This window comes from Deltaproteobacteria bacterium, assembly GCA_019912665.1.
Lineage (GTDB): Bacteria > Desulfobacterota > GWC2-55-46 > GWC2-55-46 > GWC2-55-46 > UBA5799.
Genome location: JAIOIE010000032.1, coordinates 58677 through 73197, shown reverse-complemented (window position 1 = coordinate 73197; position 14521 = coordinate 58677). Strand labels below are relative to the sequence as shown.

The 14521-nt window shown below is 57.4% G+C and carries 10 protein-coding genes; all 10 read right to left on the bottom strand.

Going from position 1 to position 14521, the window contains the following annotated elements; all coding sequences use genetic code 11:
* Positions 1-410: 410 nt before the first annotated feature.
* Positions 411-3257 (bottom strand): excinuclease ABC subunit UvrA, encoded by a 2847-nt coding sequence (gene uvrA, locus K8I01_12980; GenBank protein MBZ0221330.1) that lies wholly within the window; start codon positions 3255-3257, stop codon positions 411-413.
* Between the two features lie 28 nt (positions 3258-3285).
* Positions 3286-4278 (bottom strand): 4-hydroxythreonine-4-phosphate dehydrogenase PdxA, encoded by a 993-nt coding sequence (gene pdxA / locus K8I01_12975; GenBank protein MBZ0221329.1) that lies wholly within the window; start codon positions 4276-4278, stop codon positions 3286-3288.
* Positions 4279-4422: 144 nt separating this feature from the next.
* Complete coding sequence (locus K8I01_12970) at positions 4423-5367, bottom strand: peptidyl-prolyl cis-trans isomerase (GenBank protein MBZ0221328.1); 945 nt, start codon at positions 5365-5367, stop codon at positions 4423-4425.
* The gene (locus K8I01_12965) at positions 5364-6317 is read right to left on the bottom strand and encodes a peptidyl-prolyl cis-trans isomerase (GenBank protein ID MBZ0221327.1); all 954 of its coding nucleotides are present in this window, start codon (positions 6315-6317) and stop codon (positions 5364-5366) included. Before K8I01_12965 ends, K8I01_12970 begins: the two co-directional genes overlap by 4 nt.
* A gap of 12 nt (positions 6318-6329) precedes the next feature.
* Complete coding sequence (gene mfd, locus K8I01_12960) at positions 6330-9803, bottom strand: transcription-repair coupling factor (protein MBZ0221326.1); 3474 nt, start codon at positions 9801-9803, stop codon at positions 6330-6332.
* A gap of 106 nt (positions 9804-9909) precedes the next feature.
* Complete coding sequence (locus tag K8I01_12955) at positions 9910-10266, bottom strand: hypothetical protein (GenBank protein MBZ0221325.1); 357 nt, start codon at positions 10264-10266, stop codon at positions 9910-9912.
* A 119-nt stretch (positions 10267-10385) separates the two neighbouring features.
* Positions 10386-11192 (bottom strand): radical SAM protein, encoded by an 807-nt coding sequence (locus K8I01_12950; protein ID MBZ0221324.1) that lies wholly within the window; start codon positions 11190-11192, stop codon positions 10386-10388.
* The gene (gene rnc, locus K8I01_12945) at positions 11182-11934 is read right to left on the bottom strand and encodes a ribonuclease III (GenBank protein ID MBZ0221323.1); all 753 of its coding nucleotides are present in this window, start codon (positions 11932-11934) and stop codon (positions 11182-11184) included. The genes K8I01_12950 and rnc overlap by 11 nt, the downstream gene beginning before the upstream one ends.
* An 89-nt stretch (positions 11935-12023) precedes the next feature.
* Positions 12024-13331, bottom strand: a complete 1308-nt coding sequence (mtaB, locus tag K8I01_12940; GenBank protein ID MBZ0221322.1) for a tRNA (N(6)-L-threonylcarbamoyladenosine(37)-C(2))-methylthiotransferase MtaB — start codon at positions 13329-13331, stop codon at positions 12024-12026.
* Entirely contained in the window at positions 13328-14434 is a 1107-nt protein-coding gene (gene mnmA, locus K8I01_12935; protein MBZ0221321.1) for a tRNA 2-thiouridine(34) synthase MnmA, read from the bottom strand. Before mnmA ends, mtaB begins: the two co-directional genes overlap by 4 nt.
* Positions 14435-14521: the final 87 nt, after the last annotated feature.

The following is a 14521-nucleotide window of genomic DNA, read 5'->3' as shown; positions in this document are numbered from 1 at the left end:
TGTGCCTTAAATAGCCCCTATCATACTTCTTTATCGGCATACTGAAAACTGTACTTTTGGCAGGCGCGCTTTTTATGGTCTGCAAGCTATTAATTGAACAAATAACAGCATCAAATGTCGAACTGTGATTTAAAGGCACTTAAGGGGAATGGTGTCAATGTAACAAATTGTAAGGACAATGGCTACAAAAAGGTATCAAAGACTGGCGCACAGCATATCAATATGCCTCAAACTTCCCCGCCAGAAGTATAAGCCAGATAATCCGCCAATCTATTCCGCGGTAATAAGAAGAATGTAAAAAAGAACGGATGTAAGCGGAGATACCGCTGCGACCGACTCCTGATTGCACCACTAAGTATGATTGAAATGTTGATGAAGAGGTAACTTGAGATGGCCGGAGCCGGAATGCACTATCGAAGATGGGCGAGTCCCTTTTGCCCCAGGATGCCCCTGAGGTATGCCCCGGTATGCGAGCCCTTGACCCCCGCGACGTGCTCGGGCGTGCCTTCGGCAACTATCTCGCCCCCCTGGTCGCCGCCCTCTGGGCCGAGGTCTATTATGTAGTCGGCTGATTTTATGACATCGAGGTTGTGCTCGATTATGATGATGGTGTTACCCGCGTCGCGGAGGCTTTTCAGCACATCGAGGAGCTTGTGTATGTCAGCGAAGTGGAGGCCTGTCGTGGGCTCGTCGAGTATGTAAAGCGTCTTCCCCGTGGCCCTCCTCGAAAGCTCCCTCGCAAGCTTTATCCTCTGCGCCTCTCCGCCGGAGAGGGTCGTCGAGGCCTGGCCGAGCTTTATGTAGCCGAGCCCCACGTCGTTCAAGGTCTTGAGTTTTTCCCTGACCTGGGGGATGTTCTCAAAGAAGACGAGGGCCTCGGCTACCGAGAGGTCAAGACACTCGGAGATGTTCCTGCCCTTATATCTTATCTCCAAAGTATCGCGGTTATACCTCTCCCCGCCGCACGCGTCGCAGGTGACGTATACGTCGGGAAGGAAATGCATCTCGACCTTTATAAGGCCGTCGCCCTTGCAGGACTCGCACCTGCCGCCCTTCACGTTGAAGCTGAACCTGCCGGGGCTGTAGCCCCTGACCTTGGCCTCCGGGAGCTGGCTGAAGAGGTCCCTTATGGGCGTAAAGAGGCCGGTGTAGGTGGCCGGGTTCGAGCGCGGCGTCCGGCCTATGGGCGTCTGGTCTATATCCACGACCTTGTCTATGTGCTCAAGCCCGGCGATTGCTGCCGCCTCTCCGGCCCGCTCCTTCGAGTCGTAGAGCTTCCTCGCGAGATTTCTATAAAGCGTATCCACCACGAGCGTGCTTTTACCCGAGCCCGAGACCCCGGTTACGCAGGTCATAAGCCCGAGCGGGAACCGGACGTTAAGGTCTTTGAGGTTATTGGCCTTCGCCCCCTTTAATGTAAGGAACCTCTTGTCAGGCATTTTCCTCTTCTCCGGCACAGGTATCCTTAAAGAGCCGGAGAGGTACTTGCCGGTAAGCGAGCTTTCATTCGCGGCTATCTCATCGAATGTCCCCTGGGCCACTATGCGTCCGCCCGAGAGCCCGGCCCCGGGGCCCATGTCGATTATGTGGTCGGCATCGTTCATGGTCTCCTCGTCGTGCTCTACCACTATGACCGAGTTACCCATGTCCCTGAGCCTTTTTAGCGCCTCAAGCAGGCGCCTGTTGTCCCTCTGGTGGAGCCCTATCGAAGGCTCGTCGAGTATGTAGAGGACGCCCACGAGCGAGCTCCCTATCTGGGTTGCGAGCCGTATCCTCTGCCCTTCGCCCCCCGAAAGGGTCGCGGCAGGCCTGTCGAGGGAGATATAGTCGAGCCCTACTTTCGAGAGGAAGCCGAGCCTTTCGCCTATCTCCTTAAGGATCCTCCGCGCTATCTCCTGCTCGAAAGCTGTAAGCCTCAAGGCCTTGAAGAACTCCAGCGCCTCCTTTATGGACATTGCGGCGATATCGCGGATGGATCTATTACCTACCTTTACGAAAAGCGCCTCTTTCTTGAGCCTCGACCCTTCGCATACGGGGCAGGGTTGTGAGTTCATGAACCGTTCGAGATCCTCCCGGACGTCCTCGGAGTCGGTCTCGCGATAGCGCCTTTCGAGATTCGCGAGCACGCCCTCGAAGGGGGCCGTGTAGGCGTACTTGCTCTTCTCGCCCTCGTGCCTGAACTCGATCTCCTCTTCTCCGGAGCCGTTAAGTATTATCTCCCGGATCCTCGGCTGGAGCTTCTTGACCGGCGCATCCAGGCTGAACTTATAGTGCCTCGCAAGGGAGGAGAGCATGTTGAGGTACCAGGAAGCCGCCTTCTTTCCTCCGGACCTGCTCCAGGGCGCTATGGCTCCATCGCGTATCGATAGCTCCGCATCCGGTATGACGAGCTCAGGGTCAAAATAAAACTTCTCGCCGAGACCCTTGCACTCAGGGCAGGCCCCGTAGGGGCTGTTGAATGAAAATGTGGTGGGGCTTATCTCGGGGTAGCTTATGCCGCACTGCGCGCAGGAGAGCTTCTCGTTAAATAAGAGCTCCTTTCCGCCCACTACCTCGACCTTGACGAGCCCGCCCGAGAGCCGAGAGGCGGCCTCAAGCGAGTCGGTAAGCCTCCTCAGTATCCCCTCCTTTATGACAAGCCTGTCTATGATAACGTCTATCGAGTGCTTCTTCCTTTTATCGAGGACTACCACGTCCTCGAGGTCGCGCGCCTCGCCGTCAATCCTGGCCTTGGTGTAGCCGTCCTTCCTCAGGGATTCGAGCTCCTTCCTGTATTCTCCCTTGCGGCCCCGGACTATCGGGGAGAGGAGGACAAACTTCGTGCCTTGGGGAAGCGCGGCCACCCTGTCGGCCATCTCCTGTATGGTCTGGGAGGTGATGGGGCGGCCGCAGTTGAAGCAGTGAGGTTTCCCTATCCTGGCAAAGAGGAGGCGGAGGTAGTCATAGACTTCCGTGACGGTTCCGACAGTCGAGCGCGGGTTCCGGGAGGTGGTCTTCTGCTCTATCGATATGGCGGGCGAAAGCCCTTCAATGGACTCAACGTCAGGCTTGTCCATCTGCTCGAGGAATTGCCTGGCGTAGACGGAGAGGCTCTCGACGTACCTCCTCTGCCCTTCGGCGTATATGGTGTCAAAGGCCAGGGAGGATTTGCCGGAACCTGAAACGCCTGTTATGACGACGAGCCTGTCTCTCGGTATCTCAAGGTCTATGGACTTGAGGTTGTGTACCCTCGCGCCCTTTATTACTATCCTGTCCATCAGTTTTATCTTTCAAAAAAGAGGGCTGCTACTTCTTGGCGGCCTTCTCTCTTCTCTTTCTAAGAGAACCTCTGTTCAAGGCCATCTGAACGGCCATCTCTATTGCCGCTCTTAAACTACCGTGGCTTGCAACACCCTTCCACGCGATATCATAAGCCGTGCCGTGGTCTACGGAAGTCCTTATTATGGGAAGGCCGAGGGTTGCGTTCACCCCGTCTTCGAAGTGCATGAGCTTAAGCGGCCCGAGCCCCTGGTCATGGTACATGGCAAGGACGCAGTCGAACTCCTTTTTTCTCACGGCCCTGTAAAAGACCGTATCAGCCGGAAGCGGCCCCAGCGCGTTTATGCCCTCTTTCCTGGCCTTCGCGACCGCGGGCATTATTGTCCTTTTCTCCTCATCCCCGAAAATGCCGCCCTCGCCCGCATGCGGGTTAAGGCCGCAAACCGCTATCCTCGGGTTCTTGATGCCGAAGTCCCGCGTAAAGGCCCGGTGCATTACGCGGAGGGCCTTCAAGACCGCTTTCCCGGTCACGAGGCGGGGCACATTTTTAAGGGCCTCGTGTATGGTCACGAGCGCGACCTTGAGGTCGCGACCCCCGAGCATCATCACGAAATCGTCCGTATTCGTAAGCTCCGCTATGAACTCCGTATGCCCCGGGAATTGGAAGCCTGCGAGCTTCGCGGCCTCCTTGCTTATGGGGCAGGTCACCATCGCGTCCGCGTCGCCTATGGCGGTCATGAATACCGCCTCTTCTATGTAGCTTATGAACGCCTCTCCGGCGGCTTTCGCTGGCTTCCCGGGCTTAAGCTTCTTAAGGTCCAGCCTTGAAACTCCGACGAGCTCGCTTTCGCGCGGCGCCTTCAACCCGAGCTTTTTGGCAAGATGGGCTAGGAGCCCGGCATCCCCGACGATGATCGGGTTGCAGAGCGCCCTGACCCTTTTATCTCCGAGGGCCTTGAGTGCGAGCTCGGGGCCGACCCCTGCAGGGTCGCCCATTGTTATGGCTATGTTGGGTTTCATAATTTTTCCAGAGGCCGGGTATGCAGGAGGAATCACGCAAAGTCTACTCCAACCTGTCATTCTGAGGGAGCGTTAGCGACTGAAGAATCTTTTTAAATACACATGCGAGTTCTTCGCTACGCTCAGAATGGCATATAAGCTCCCCTACATCCTTATCTCTATATGCGCGAACTTCCTTGTCTCGTTAAGCCAGAAAGCGTACCTCTCGTCCATTATCTTTTTAAAAAGCCTGTCCTGTATCTCTCCCCTCACCTCCGCGAGCGGCCTCGGGGACTGCGGCAGGAAATCCGAGAGGCGGACGAGGTAAACGCCCTCGGACCTCTCGATTGCCGGACTTACCTCTCCAGGCTTAAGCTTCAAGGCGACCTCCTCGAGCCAGGGCTCAAGCTCCCCGGATTTCAGGAGCCCCAGATCGCCTCCGTTTGATGCCGCGGGCCCTTCGGAGTACTGGCTTGCCAGGTCCCTGAAGTCCTCCCCGGCCTGGAGGCCGCCAGTTATGAGTTTCAAGCGCCTCGCGAGGACGTCCTTATCTTTGCCGGGCAGGAATATGATATTGAGCCTGTAAAGGGCGGGGGACTGGAAGTCGTCTATGTTCCTTCGATAGTAGTCCTCTATGTCCTCGGGCTGGATGGATATCCTGGACCTGAACTCCCTGTTCACGAACTTTACCTGGCGTATCTGCTCTTTTAGCTGCTCCCTGTACTCCTTTTGCGTAAGCCCGTTTCCGGCCAGGGCCAGGAGGAGCTCCTCATGGCTGAGCCTGTTCTGCTTCTTTATGTCTTCTACGGCGTTGTCTATCTCGCGCTCGCTTACCTCTATGCCGGCCTTGTCGGCCGCCTGCTTCACAAGCCTCTGCTCTATGAGCCCGTCCAGTATACCGCCTTCCATCTCGCGGGCCTTTTCGGGGTCGATCGCGCCGCCCTCAACCCCGAGCTTCTCCATCGCCACGGCGGTGGCGGCCTTCAGCTCAGAAAGCGTTATGATGCTGTCGTTTATGACCGCCACTATCCTGTCCATCACCTCCGGGCGCGCCTGGGCAGGGAAGAGCAGCATTGCGGTAAACGCCAGGGCGGCGATGAATCCTCTCACAGGAGCCCCTCCCTTATCTCTATCCTGGAAGCGCGCTTCCTCTCGGCTATCCACTCGTCCAGGAGGACCGCGGTCTTCTCGTTTTTGAGGCGCTCGACTATCCTGGCCTTGACCTCCGGATACGGGATCGGCCCGCCCTTTCTCTTTTCCTCAAGGAGGAATATGTGGAAACCGTATTCCGTCTTGACCACCTGGCTTATCTCCCCCGGCTTGAGGCTGAAGACCACGGCCTCGAACTCGTTCGGCATGTCACCCGCCCCGAAGTACCCGAGGCTTCCGCCCTCCTTGCCCTCAGGGCTCAGGGAGACTTCCTTCGCGACCTCGGCGAAGTTTTCAGGGCTGAGCCTCAATCTCACTTCTGCCGCGTCCTCCTCGGAGGAGACGACTATCATCCTGGCCTTCACCTGCTCGGGCCTCGAAAACCCTTCCTTGTGCTGCTCGTAATATTGCCTGGCCTCCTTTTCGGAGACCTTTGCCTGCCTTGTTATCGACTCTATGGCCTTCTTTACCAGGAGCTTCCTTTTTATCTTCTCCTCCCATTCACCGAGGCTGCCATAGCGCGACTCTATGGCCGCCTTGAACGAGGCGTCGCCGTATTCCTTTTTTATGAGGTCTACCTCTGCCGCGAGCTCGGCCGCGCTCACGGAGACGCCGGCCTTCTCGGCCTCCTCAAGGAGGAGCTCCTCTTCGATTATCTCGGCTACGAGCTCCTTTTTGAGCTCTATGAACTCGTCCGCCTCTTCGCTCCTTTCCGAGGGCACGAGCCTTTTCAGCGCGTCCCTGTACTCCCCGGCTGTTATCGAGCGCCCGTTGACCCTTATTATGACCTCACCGGAGTCGTCCTTGAAGGAGCCGCACCCGGCGGCGAGGGTCAAAAGGAAAAGGAAGGCAACGGCCTTTAAAAGCGCGTTCCCTGAGCCATTTTTAACGGGTAAACCCCTGCCGGCCATCACGAAATGATATCACCCCTTAAGAAGCTCTTTCAATACATATCTGGCCGTCTCGAGCGGGGATTCGTCCTCTTTCATGAAGGTTATGAACCTCCCCTCCGGAGTGACCCTGTGCCTTTTCGGCTCTTTCCTCGCAAGCTCCGTCGCTTTTTTTACAGCCCCCTCTGGCGGGAGTTTCCCTTCCGCGCTCTCGAACGAGAGATAGAGCCTCGTGCCCTTTTGCGTGAGCTCGCGGGCGTTGAGGGCCTTGAGCATGATCTTCAACGAAGCGGTCGAGAAGAGGTTACGCGTAAGCGCCGGGACCTCGCCGTACCTGTCCTCCAGTTCCTCGGTCAGGGCGGATATGTCGTACTCCGAAGAGATGGAAGAGAACCGCTTGTAGAGGTTGAGCCTCTGCCTCGTATCAGGCACGTAGTCCTCGGGTATGTATTGCGAGACGCGGAGGTTTATTTCCGGCTCGACCTCCTCTTCAACCCTCTCGCCCTTTATCTCGCGGACGGCCTCTTCAAGGAGCTGCGTGTACATGTCGAAGCCGACCGCGGCGATATTGCCGGACTGGGCCGTGCCCAGAAGCTCCCCTGCCCCGCGTATTTCAAGGTCGTAGGTGGCCACCCTGAAGCCCGAGCCCGGCTCCGAGAGCTCCTGTATGACCTCTATCCTTTTCCGGGCGTCGCCAGTGAGCTCGGCGATGGACGGGCATATGAAATAGGCATAGGCCCGGTGCTTGCTCCTTCCGACCCTGCCCCGCAATTGATAGAGCTCGGCGAGGCCGAACCTGTCCGCCCTGTTTATGATTATCGTGTTGGCGGTCGGTATATCGAGGCCCGACTCGATTATGGAGGTCGAGAGGAGTATATCGGACTCCTTGGCAACGAACCCGAGCATCTTCTTCTCAAGCTCCCCTTCCTTCATCTGGCCGTGCGCTACCGCCACCCTCGCGTGGGGCACTATTCTACGGAGCATCTCCTCGATAAGCCCTATGGACTGTATCCTGTTGTGGACGAAAAATACCTGGCCGCCCCTTGAAAGCTCCCTCTCTATGGCCTCGCGGATGACCTCTTCGTCGTGCCGTACGACATGGGTCCTTATGGCGAGCCTGTCCTCAGGGGGCGTGTTTATTATCGAGAGCTCCCTTATCGAGGCGAGCGACATGTGAAGCGTCCTCGGTATGGGCGTTGCCGTAAGCGTAAGCACATCGACCCTGGCCCGTAGCTTCTTGAGTTTTTCCTTGTGCGCGACCCCGAACCTGTGCTCCTCGTCTATTACTATCAAGCCCAGGTCCTTGAACTCTATATCGGCCTGGAGGAGCCTGTGGGTGCCGATTATGATATCCACCTTGCCTTCCGCAAGCTTCTTTACTATTTCCTTCTGCTCCGCTTTTGACCTGAACCGGGAGAGGACTTCCACGGTGACCGGGTACGGCGCGAGCCTGTTCGAGAAGGTCCTGTGGTGCTGCTCGGCAAGGACGGTAGTGGGCACGAGCACGGCCACCTGCTTCTTATCGAGCACGGCCTTGAACGCGGCCCTTATGGCGACCTCGGTCTTCCCGTAACCGACGTCCCCGCAGACCAGCCTGTCCATCGGCCGGGGCTCCTGCATGTCCTTAAGCGTTTCCTCTATGGCCCTGTCCTGGTCGGGTGTTTCCTCGTACTCGAAACCTGCCTCGAACTCGTGGAAGAGCCTGTCAGGAGGCGAGAATGCGAAGCCCTCCGCGGCCGCCCTTTCGGCGTAGAGCTTAAGGAGCTCTCCCGCTAGCTTCTCGACAGCCTGCTTGACCTTTTTCTTGGACCTTTCCCATCCCGGGCCGCCTAGCTTATCGAGCTCCGGAGAACTCCCCTCGACGCCGTGGTACTTGGTTACGAGGTCCATCCTCCAGACCGGGAGATAGAGCCTGTCGCCGCCCCTGTACTCTAGGAGCAGGAACTCGTTTTCCAGTCCGTCAATTGTGAGCTTATTAAGCCCCCTGTATAGGCCGATGCCGTGCTGCTTGTGGACTATGAAGTCTCCTGCGGAGAGGTCCTGCAACTGAGTAAGAAAGGCTTCTAACCGCCTCGATGGCGGGCCCCGTTTCTTTACCCTCTCCCCGAAGACCTCCTCCTCGGATACTATTACAAGCCCCTCGGAAGGGAGTCTGAAACCGGTCGAGAGGGAGCCGGTCGCCACATAAAGGCCCGCGCCCTCAATGGCAGCTACTTCAACGCCTTTCGTGAACGCGGGCTTGAGACCATATCCTTCGAGTAGCTCCCCTGTCCTCTCGGCCTGTCCCCTGTTGTGCGCGGTTATGAAGACCCTGCTCCCGGACTCGGTCCACCCGGATATCCTGTCGACGAGCGGCTTTAATAGCTCCTCGCCCTTTCTCGACGATATCTCCTGCCGTATGTCGATGTTGGATTCAGCGTATATCTCGCGGCCGCCGCTACGGAAGGATTCGATCTCAAGGAGCGCGAATTTATAAAGGCTATCCAGGGCCTCCTCAGCCTTTAGATAGCTCGCCGAAGGCTCGGTAAAGAACTCCTTCCGGGCGAGAAGGCGGCGGGCCGCCTCGTCCACCTCGTCCCCGAACGCCTTGAGGCCGCCGCTTACGAGCTCGGGCTCGATAAGCGCGGTCAAGGTGTCGGGCTTGAGATAATCGAAGAGCGTATCGAGCCGCTCATGGAATAGGGGGAGGAGGAAGTCGAGACCAGCGAGCGAACCCTCGCGTAGCCTGTCCGAGAGCGGTTCCCACCTCTCGCGCGATATGTCCAGCTCCTCCGCCCTTTCTATGAGCCTTTCGCGGGCATCGAGCCTCGAAGACCTCCGGGAGGCCGTCTCCCTTGCAGGCACTATGAGCGCCTCTTCGAGCTCCTTAAGCGACCTCTGCGTCGCGGGGTCGAATGTCCTTATGGATTCGACCTCGTCCCCGAAGAACTCTATCCGGACGGGGAAGTCGTACATTGGCGGGAATATGTCGAGTATGCCGCCCCTTACCGATATCTCGCCCCGCTCCTCTACCATGCTCATCCGGGAATACCCGGCCTCAGTGAGGCCAAGCGTGAGCGCGTCCCTGTCCATTTCCTCGCCTTTCCTTATTGAAATGGACTTCCGGGAGAGGTCGCTTCTGGGCGTGACCTTCTGCATGAGATTGGATGCCGGGGTAACCAGGACAAAGGGCTTGCCGGAAACGAGCCTGAAGAGGGCCTCCATCCTCCGGGCCTGTATGTCCTGGTGAGCGGGCTGGGGCTCGAAAGGGAGCACCTCCGGGGCCGGGTAGAGGAGCACGTCTTCCTCGCCCAGGAAAAACCGGAGGTCGCCTGCAAAGGATTCGGCGCTCTCCGGCCCGTCGGTCACGGCCAGTAGCGGCCTTCCAAGCTCGCGGAAGAGCGCGGAAAGAAGATACGTCCTGGATGAGCCGTAAAGGCCGGATATGGACGTCCTTCTGCCGGGCCCGAGCTGGAAGGCGTCCCTAAGGGCGTCTTTTATGGAATAGGTCTTTTCTCTGGTGGACATATCGGGTCCCCCGTTGCATCCACGGCTGAACGGGGGAACAAAAAATTATAACACACCGGGCGCTTCGGGGAAAAGCGGTGATTTATGGGCGAAAACGAGGGAGGGACTACAGGGCGGATGGTTCAGGGCCCGTAAGGGCTTCTTTCGTATCGTCGCAGCAGTACCTGGCATAGCTGTCGATGTCGCCGACAGGCCTTGCGAAGGTGTATTTAAACGGGTCCGCGATGAGCTTCTCGGCTGTAACCCCGACGCTGCGGGCCGGGATGGTGAAAGGCAGGCCCACGATGAAGACCGCGGTGCCGAGGACTGTAGCCACTATGCCGAGCGGCCTACCGACGAGGACGTCAAATATTATCTCGCTCGATGTGGGCTCCCCTTTTTCCATTGTCGAGGCGGCCTGTGCCGGGGCTACGGCGAGAAATAAGACAAGGGCTGCAAGGAGCGCGGAGACGGTCCTTTTCATGGGCATTCCCCCTGCTTTTTTGCCCCGTGAACGGAGAGGCATATATAAGGATAACCCCGGTTTTACGGTTTGCAAGCCCTCAGGGGGAAAAGATCGATTTTTTTAGAGATTGCCATGAATCAGATGATTGCCTCGACCAGCTGCCTGAAGGAAGGGTGGTACGGACCGGCGGCTATGGATTCCTCGAGCTCTTTTCCGGGCTGGAGGCCCATGCGGATGACCGGCACTCCGGCCTCATCAAGGAGCCGCTTGACCTGCACGCAAGCCTCTGTCATGTCTTCGAGGCTCCAGGGATTATAGAGCCCGCCTAAATACATCCTGTGGAGGGCCGTGCCTTTGAGGACAAGGGAGGGATAGACCCTTACGAAATCAGGCTTGAGAGCGATTATCTGTCGGGTGGTGTCGAGGATGGTCTCGATGGTGTCGCCGGGAAGCCCGGGCATGAACTGAAGGCCTACCTTAAGCCCAGCCTCCCTGAGCGCGGCCACAGCCGATAGGGTCGCCTCGGGGCCGTGCCCCCTTCCGGAGAGCGTAAGCACCTTCGGGTCCATTGACTGCACCCCGAGCTCTACGGTCCTTACACCGTGGTCTAAAAGGAAAGCCGTCCTTTGGGCGTCGATATAGTCGGGCCTGGTCGATACCCTTATGGAATCGAGCCGCCCTTCCTTTATAAATGGGAGCGCCGCTTCGAGATAGTCTTTCTGGGTCTTTTCCGGGAGACCGGTGAAACTCCCGCCGTAGAACGCGGCCTCTTTCGCGCCCTTGCCCTTCCAGGTGGAAAGATAAAGTTCGATTTGCTTTGCCGCTTCCGCTGGCTCGGGCAGCGCCTTTACCGCGGATATGCCCTTCTGGTCACAGAATACGCACTGGTGGGGGCAACCGCCGAAGGGTATGAATATGGGGATTATGAGCTGCTTATGCGCCATGCAGGACCCCGTCGGGCATCCTTTCAGGAAAGAACTCGGTAAAGCGCTCGGTCATGTTCTTGAGCGCCTCCCCTGCTGCGGCCTGCTCGGCATCTTTCTTCCTGCATGCCGAGCCTGAGCCGAGCACCCTTCCATTGACCATGACCTCCACCTCGAAGGTCTTCTTGTGCGGCGGGCCTTTTTCGCCCTTCAACAAATAGACCGGGGCCTCCTTGAAGAGCCTCTGCGAGAGCTCCTGCAGTTTCGGCTTGAAGTCGAAGTGCCCGGGCGTTTCGAGCGCCTCCTGCAGAAGCGGCGAGAAAAGGCTCTCGATATATTCAAAGGTCTTCTGGAAACCGTGGTGGAAGTAAACGGCGGCTATGAAGGCCTCGAAGACCCCGGCGAGAATGGAGGGGTTATCCACCCCGCCGCTACCGCGCTCGCCCTTGCCGAGGAGGAGGTATTTATCGAGCGAAAGCTCCTTTGCGAGCAGGGCCAGTGCCTGCCCGTTCACGAGCTTGGCCCTCATCCTCGTAAGCTCGCCCTCGTGTATGTCCGGGAACTTTCTGAAGAGCATGTGGCTTATGATGTTCGAGAGTATGGCGTCGCCGAGGAACTCGAGCCGCTCGTTGGACTTAAGGCCCGCTCCTTCTTTTTCATTGAGATAGGACCTGTGGACGAAGACCTTCCTCATGAGGTCCGGGTCCGTGAAGCTGAAAGGAAGGGTCGCGAGAAAGGACTCAAAAGAATTAACGTCTTTCAAAATACACCTCCGGCTGGATCGTGTGGCCTAAAAAATAACCATGAAACTCGAAATCTTCATTACCCTCTCACAGGCTCAAGAGCGCAGATTTACCGCTCCGCGAGCCTGCCTTTCATGCCGCCATGCGCAACGGCCAGAAGCTCTGTTATTATAAGCCTTCTCTTCATGCTGTCATCGCCATCGAGGAATACCCGTATATAGTTCCGCGCCCTCCCTGTGAGAAGCCCTGAGCGCCTGTCCCGGCCGCCCTCGACCAGGACGCTCGCCGTCTTTCCGATGAAATTTTTATGAAAGGCGTCCCTCTTGGCCCAGTCAAGCTCCTGGAGCCTCGAACAGCGCTCTTTTATAATATGGTGCTCGACCTGGTCTTTGAAATCCGCGGCAGGCGTGCCGCGACGCTTTGAAAACGGGAATACGTGGAGGTAGGCTATCGGCAGGCCGGAAAGTAATGAGAACGTATTTTCGAATTCGGCCTCTCCCTCGCCCGGGAAGCCGACTATCACATCGACTCCGACCGAGATCTCAGGGATTAATGCGACAAGCTTCTCGACCTTATCCGCGAATAGTTCCCTCGTGTACGGCCTTCTCATCCGCTTTATAATGTTATTATCGCCGCTCTGCAAACAGAGGTGCACATGGTTGCAGATATTTTTAGAGTCTTTCAATATCTCGATGAGCCTCTCCGTCACCTCGTCCGGGTCGAGCGAGCTAAGCCTGAACCTGCAGGGGTAGTCCTTTTTTTCGATAAGCTCAAGCAGCGTTGTAATGTCTGTTGAAGGCGAGAGGTCCGCGCCCCATGCGCCGAGGTGTATGCCCGTGAGCACTATCTCTTTGTATCCGGCCTCCGCGAGGGAATCGAACTCGCGCTCGATTTCATTTAAAGGCAGGCTCTTTGAGAGGCCCCTTGCCCTGGGTATTATGCAGTAGGAGCAGGCCCTGCCGCAGCCTTCCTGAATCTTCATGTTTGCCCTGGTGCGGCCCGATGACGAGCGGGCCCGGAGGGTCCACGGCGTGCCCTCCTGCCATTCGCCAAGGTCTTCTGTAATCCCCTGCCGCCTTCCTCCGAGAAGGTATTCCACTATCCTTTCCTTCTCGGGGTTCCCCACCACGAAATCAACGCCGAGGGATTTTACTTCTTCAGGCGAGACCTGCGCGTAGCAGCCCGTGACGACGACCAATGCCTCGGGGTTCTCCTTCCGCGCCCTCCTTATTACCTGGCGCGATTGTGTATCGGTCCTGCCCGTGACCGTGCAGGTGTTTATGATATATGCATCGGCAGGGCCGGAAAACGGCGCGACCTCGAATGACGCGGCGCGGAGCGCGTCCTCAAGCGCGGAGGAGTCGTACTGATTGGACTTGCAGCCGAGGGTCGTTATGGCGACTTTCCTCACGCTCACTTTATCGCCTCCCGTATCCATCCGCCGCCGAGCACCTCGTCACCGTCGTAAATGACTACACCCTGTCCGGGTGTGATTGCCTTCTGGGGCTTCTCGAAAACGACCTCTATTGATCCGTCAGGAAGGGCCTTCACCATGCACGGCGCTTCCTCGTGGCGGTAACGGATTTTGGCGGCGGCGATCAGTTTGCCATCTCTTGCCTTCTCCATCGACTCAGGGTTTATCCAGTTCACGTCAACCGCAATAAGTCCGTCGGAAAATAGCCTTTCAGCGCTTCCCACAACGACCCTGTTCGAGGGAACGACGATATCCAGCACATAAAAAGGGCCTCCCGAAAGGTTAAGCCCCTTTCTCTGGCCGATGGTGTAATTGAATAGCCCCTTGTGGCGGCCAAGCACCCGGCCTTCGATATCTATGATATCTCCGGGCGCGTTCGGAACGCGCGCTGAAAGAAACTCCGCGTAGCTCGGCTCCTCGACAAAGCATATCTCCTGGCTCTCGGCCTTTTCGGAAGTCCTTACGGAAAGCGAGCGCGCAAGCTCCCTTACTTCCGGCTTGGTTAAATTCCCAAGAGGAAAAAGTATGCGCCCGAGCTGGGCCTGAGTCATGGTAAACAGGAAATAGCTCTGGTCTTTGGAATGGTCAACGCCCTTCAGGAGGCGCATGCCCCAGGGCGCGCTCTCTATCCGGGCGTAGTGGCCTGTCGCGAGATAGTCCGCCTCAAGTCCGATGGCTTTTTTAAGGAGCACCTCGAACTTCAGGACCTGGTTGCACTTTATGCAGGGGTTTGGGGTGGAGCCGCTGGTGTAGGAGGAGACGAAGTAATCGACGACCTCGCGCGAGAAGGCCTCTTCCACGTTAACGACGTAAAAGGGCACGCCGAGGCTGTCGGCCACGCGCCTCGCGTCGTGGATGTCGTCGAGGGAGCAGCAGCTTCCGGAGGTTGCGCCGCTCCCTGCCTCGTTTTCGAGTTCTTTTCTGGAGTAGTCCCAGAGCTGCATCGAGACGCCGATGCATTCATAGCCCTGCTCCTTAAGGAGAGCAAGGGCTGTGGATGAATCGACACCGCCGCTCATGGCGACTACCGCCTTCTTTCGGGACATTCGATAAGTCCTCGGCCTTTGAAAGCGGCCCTAAAGGGGTAATCCCCCTAATTTTAATAAAGAATCAGGCATTTTGCCAGAGAAAAG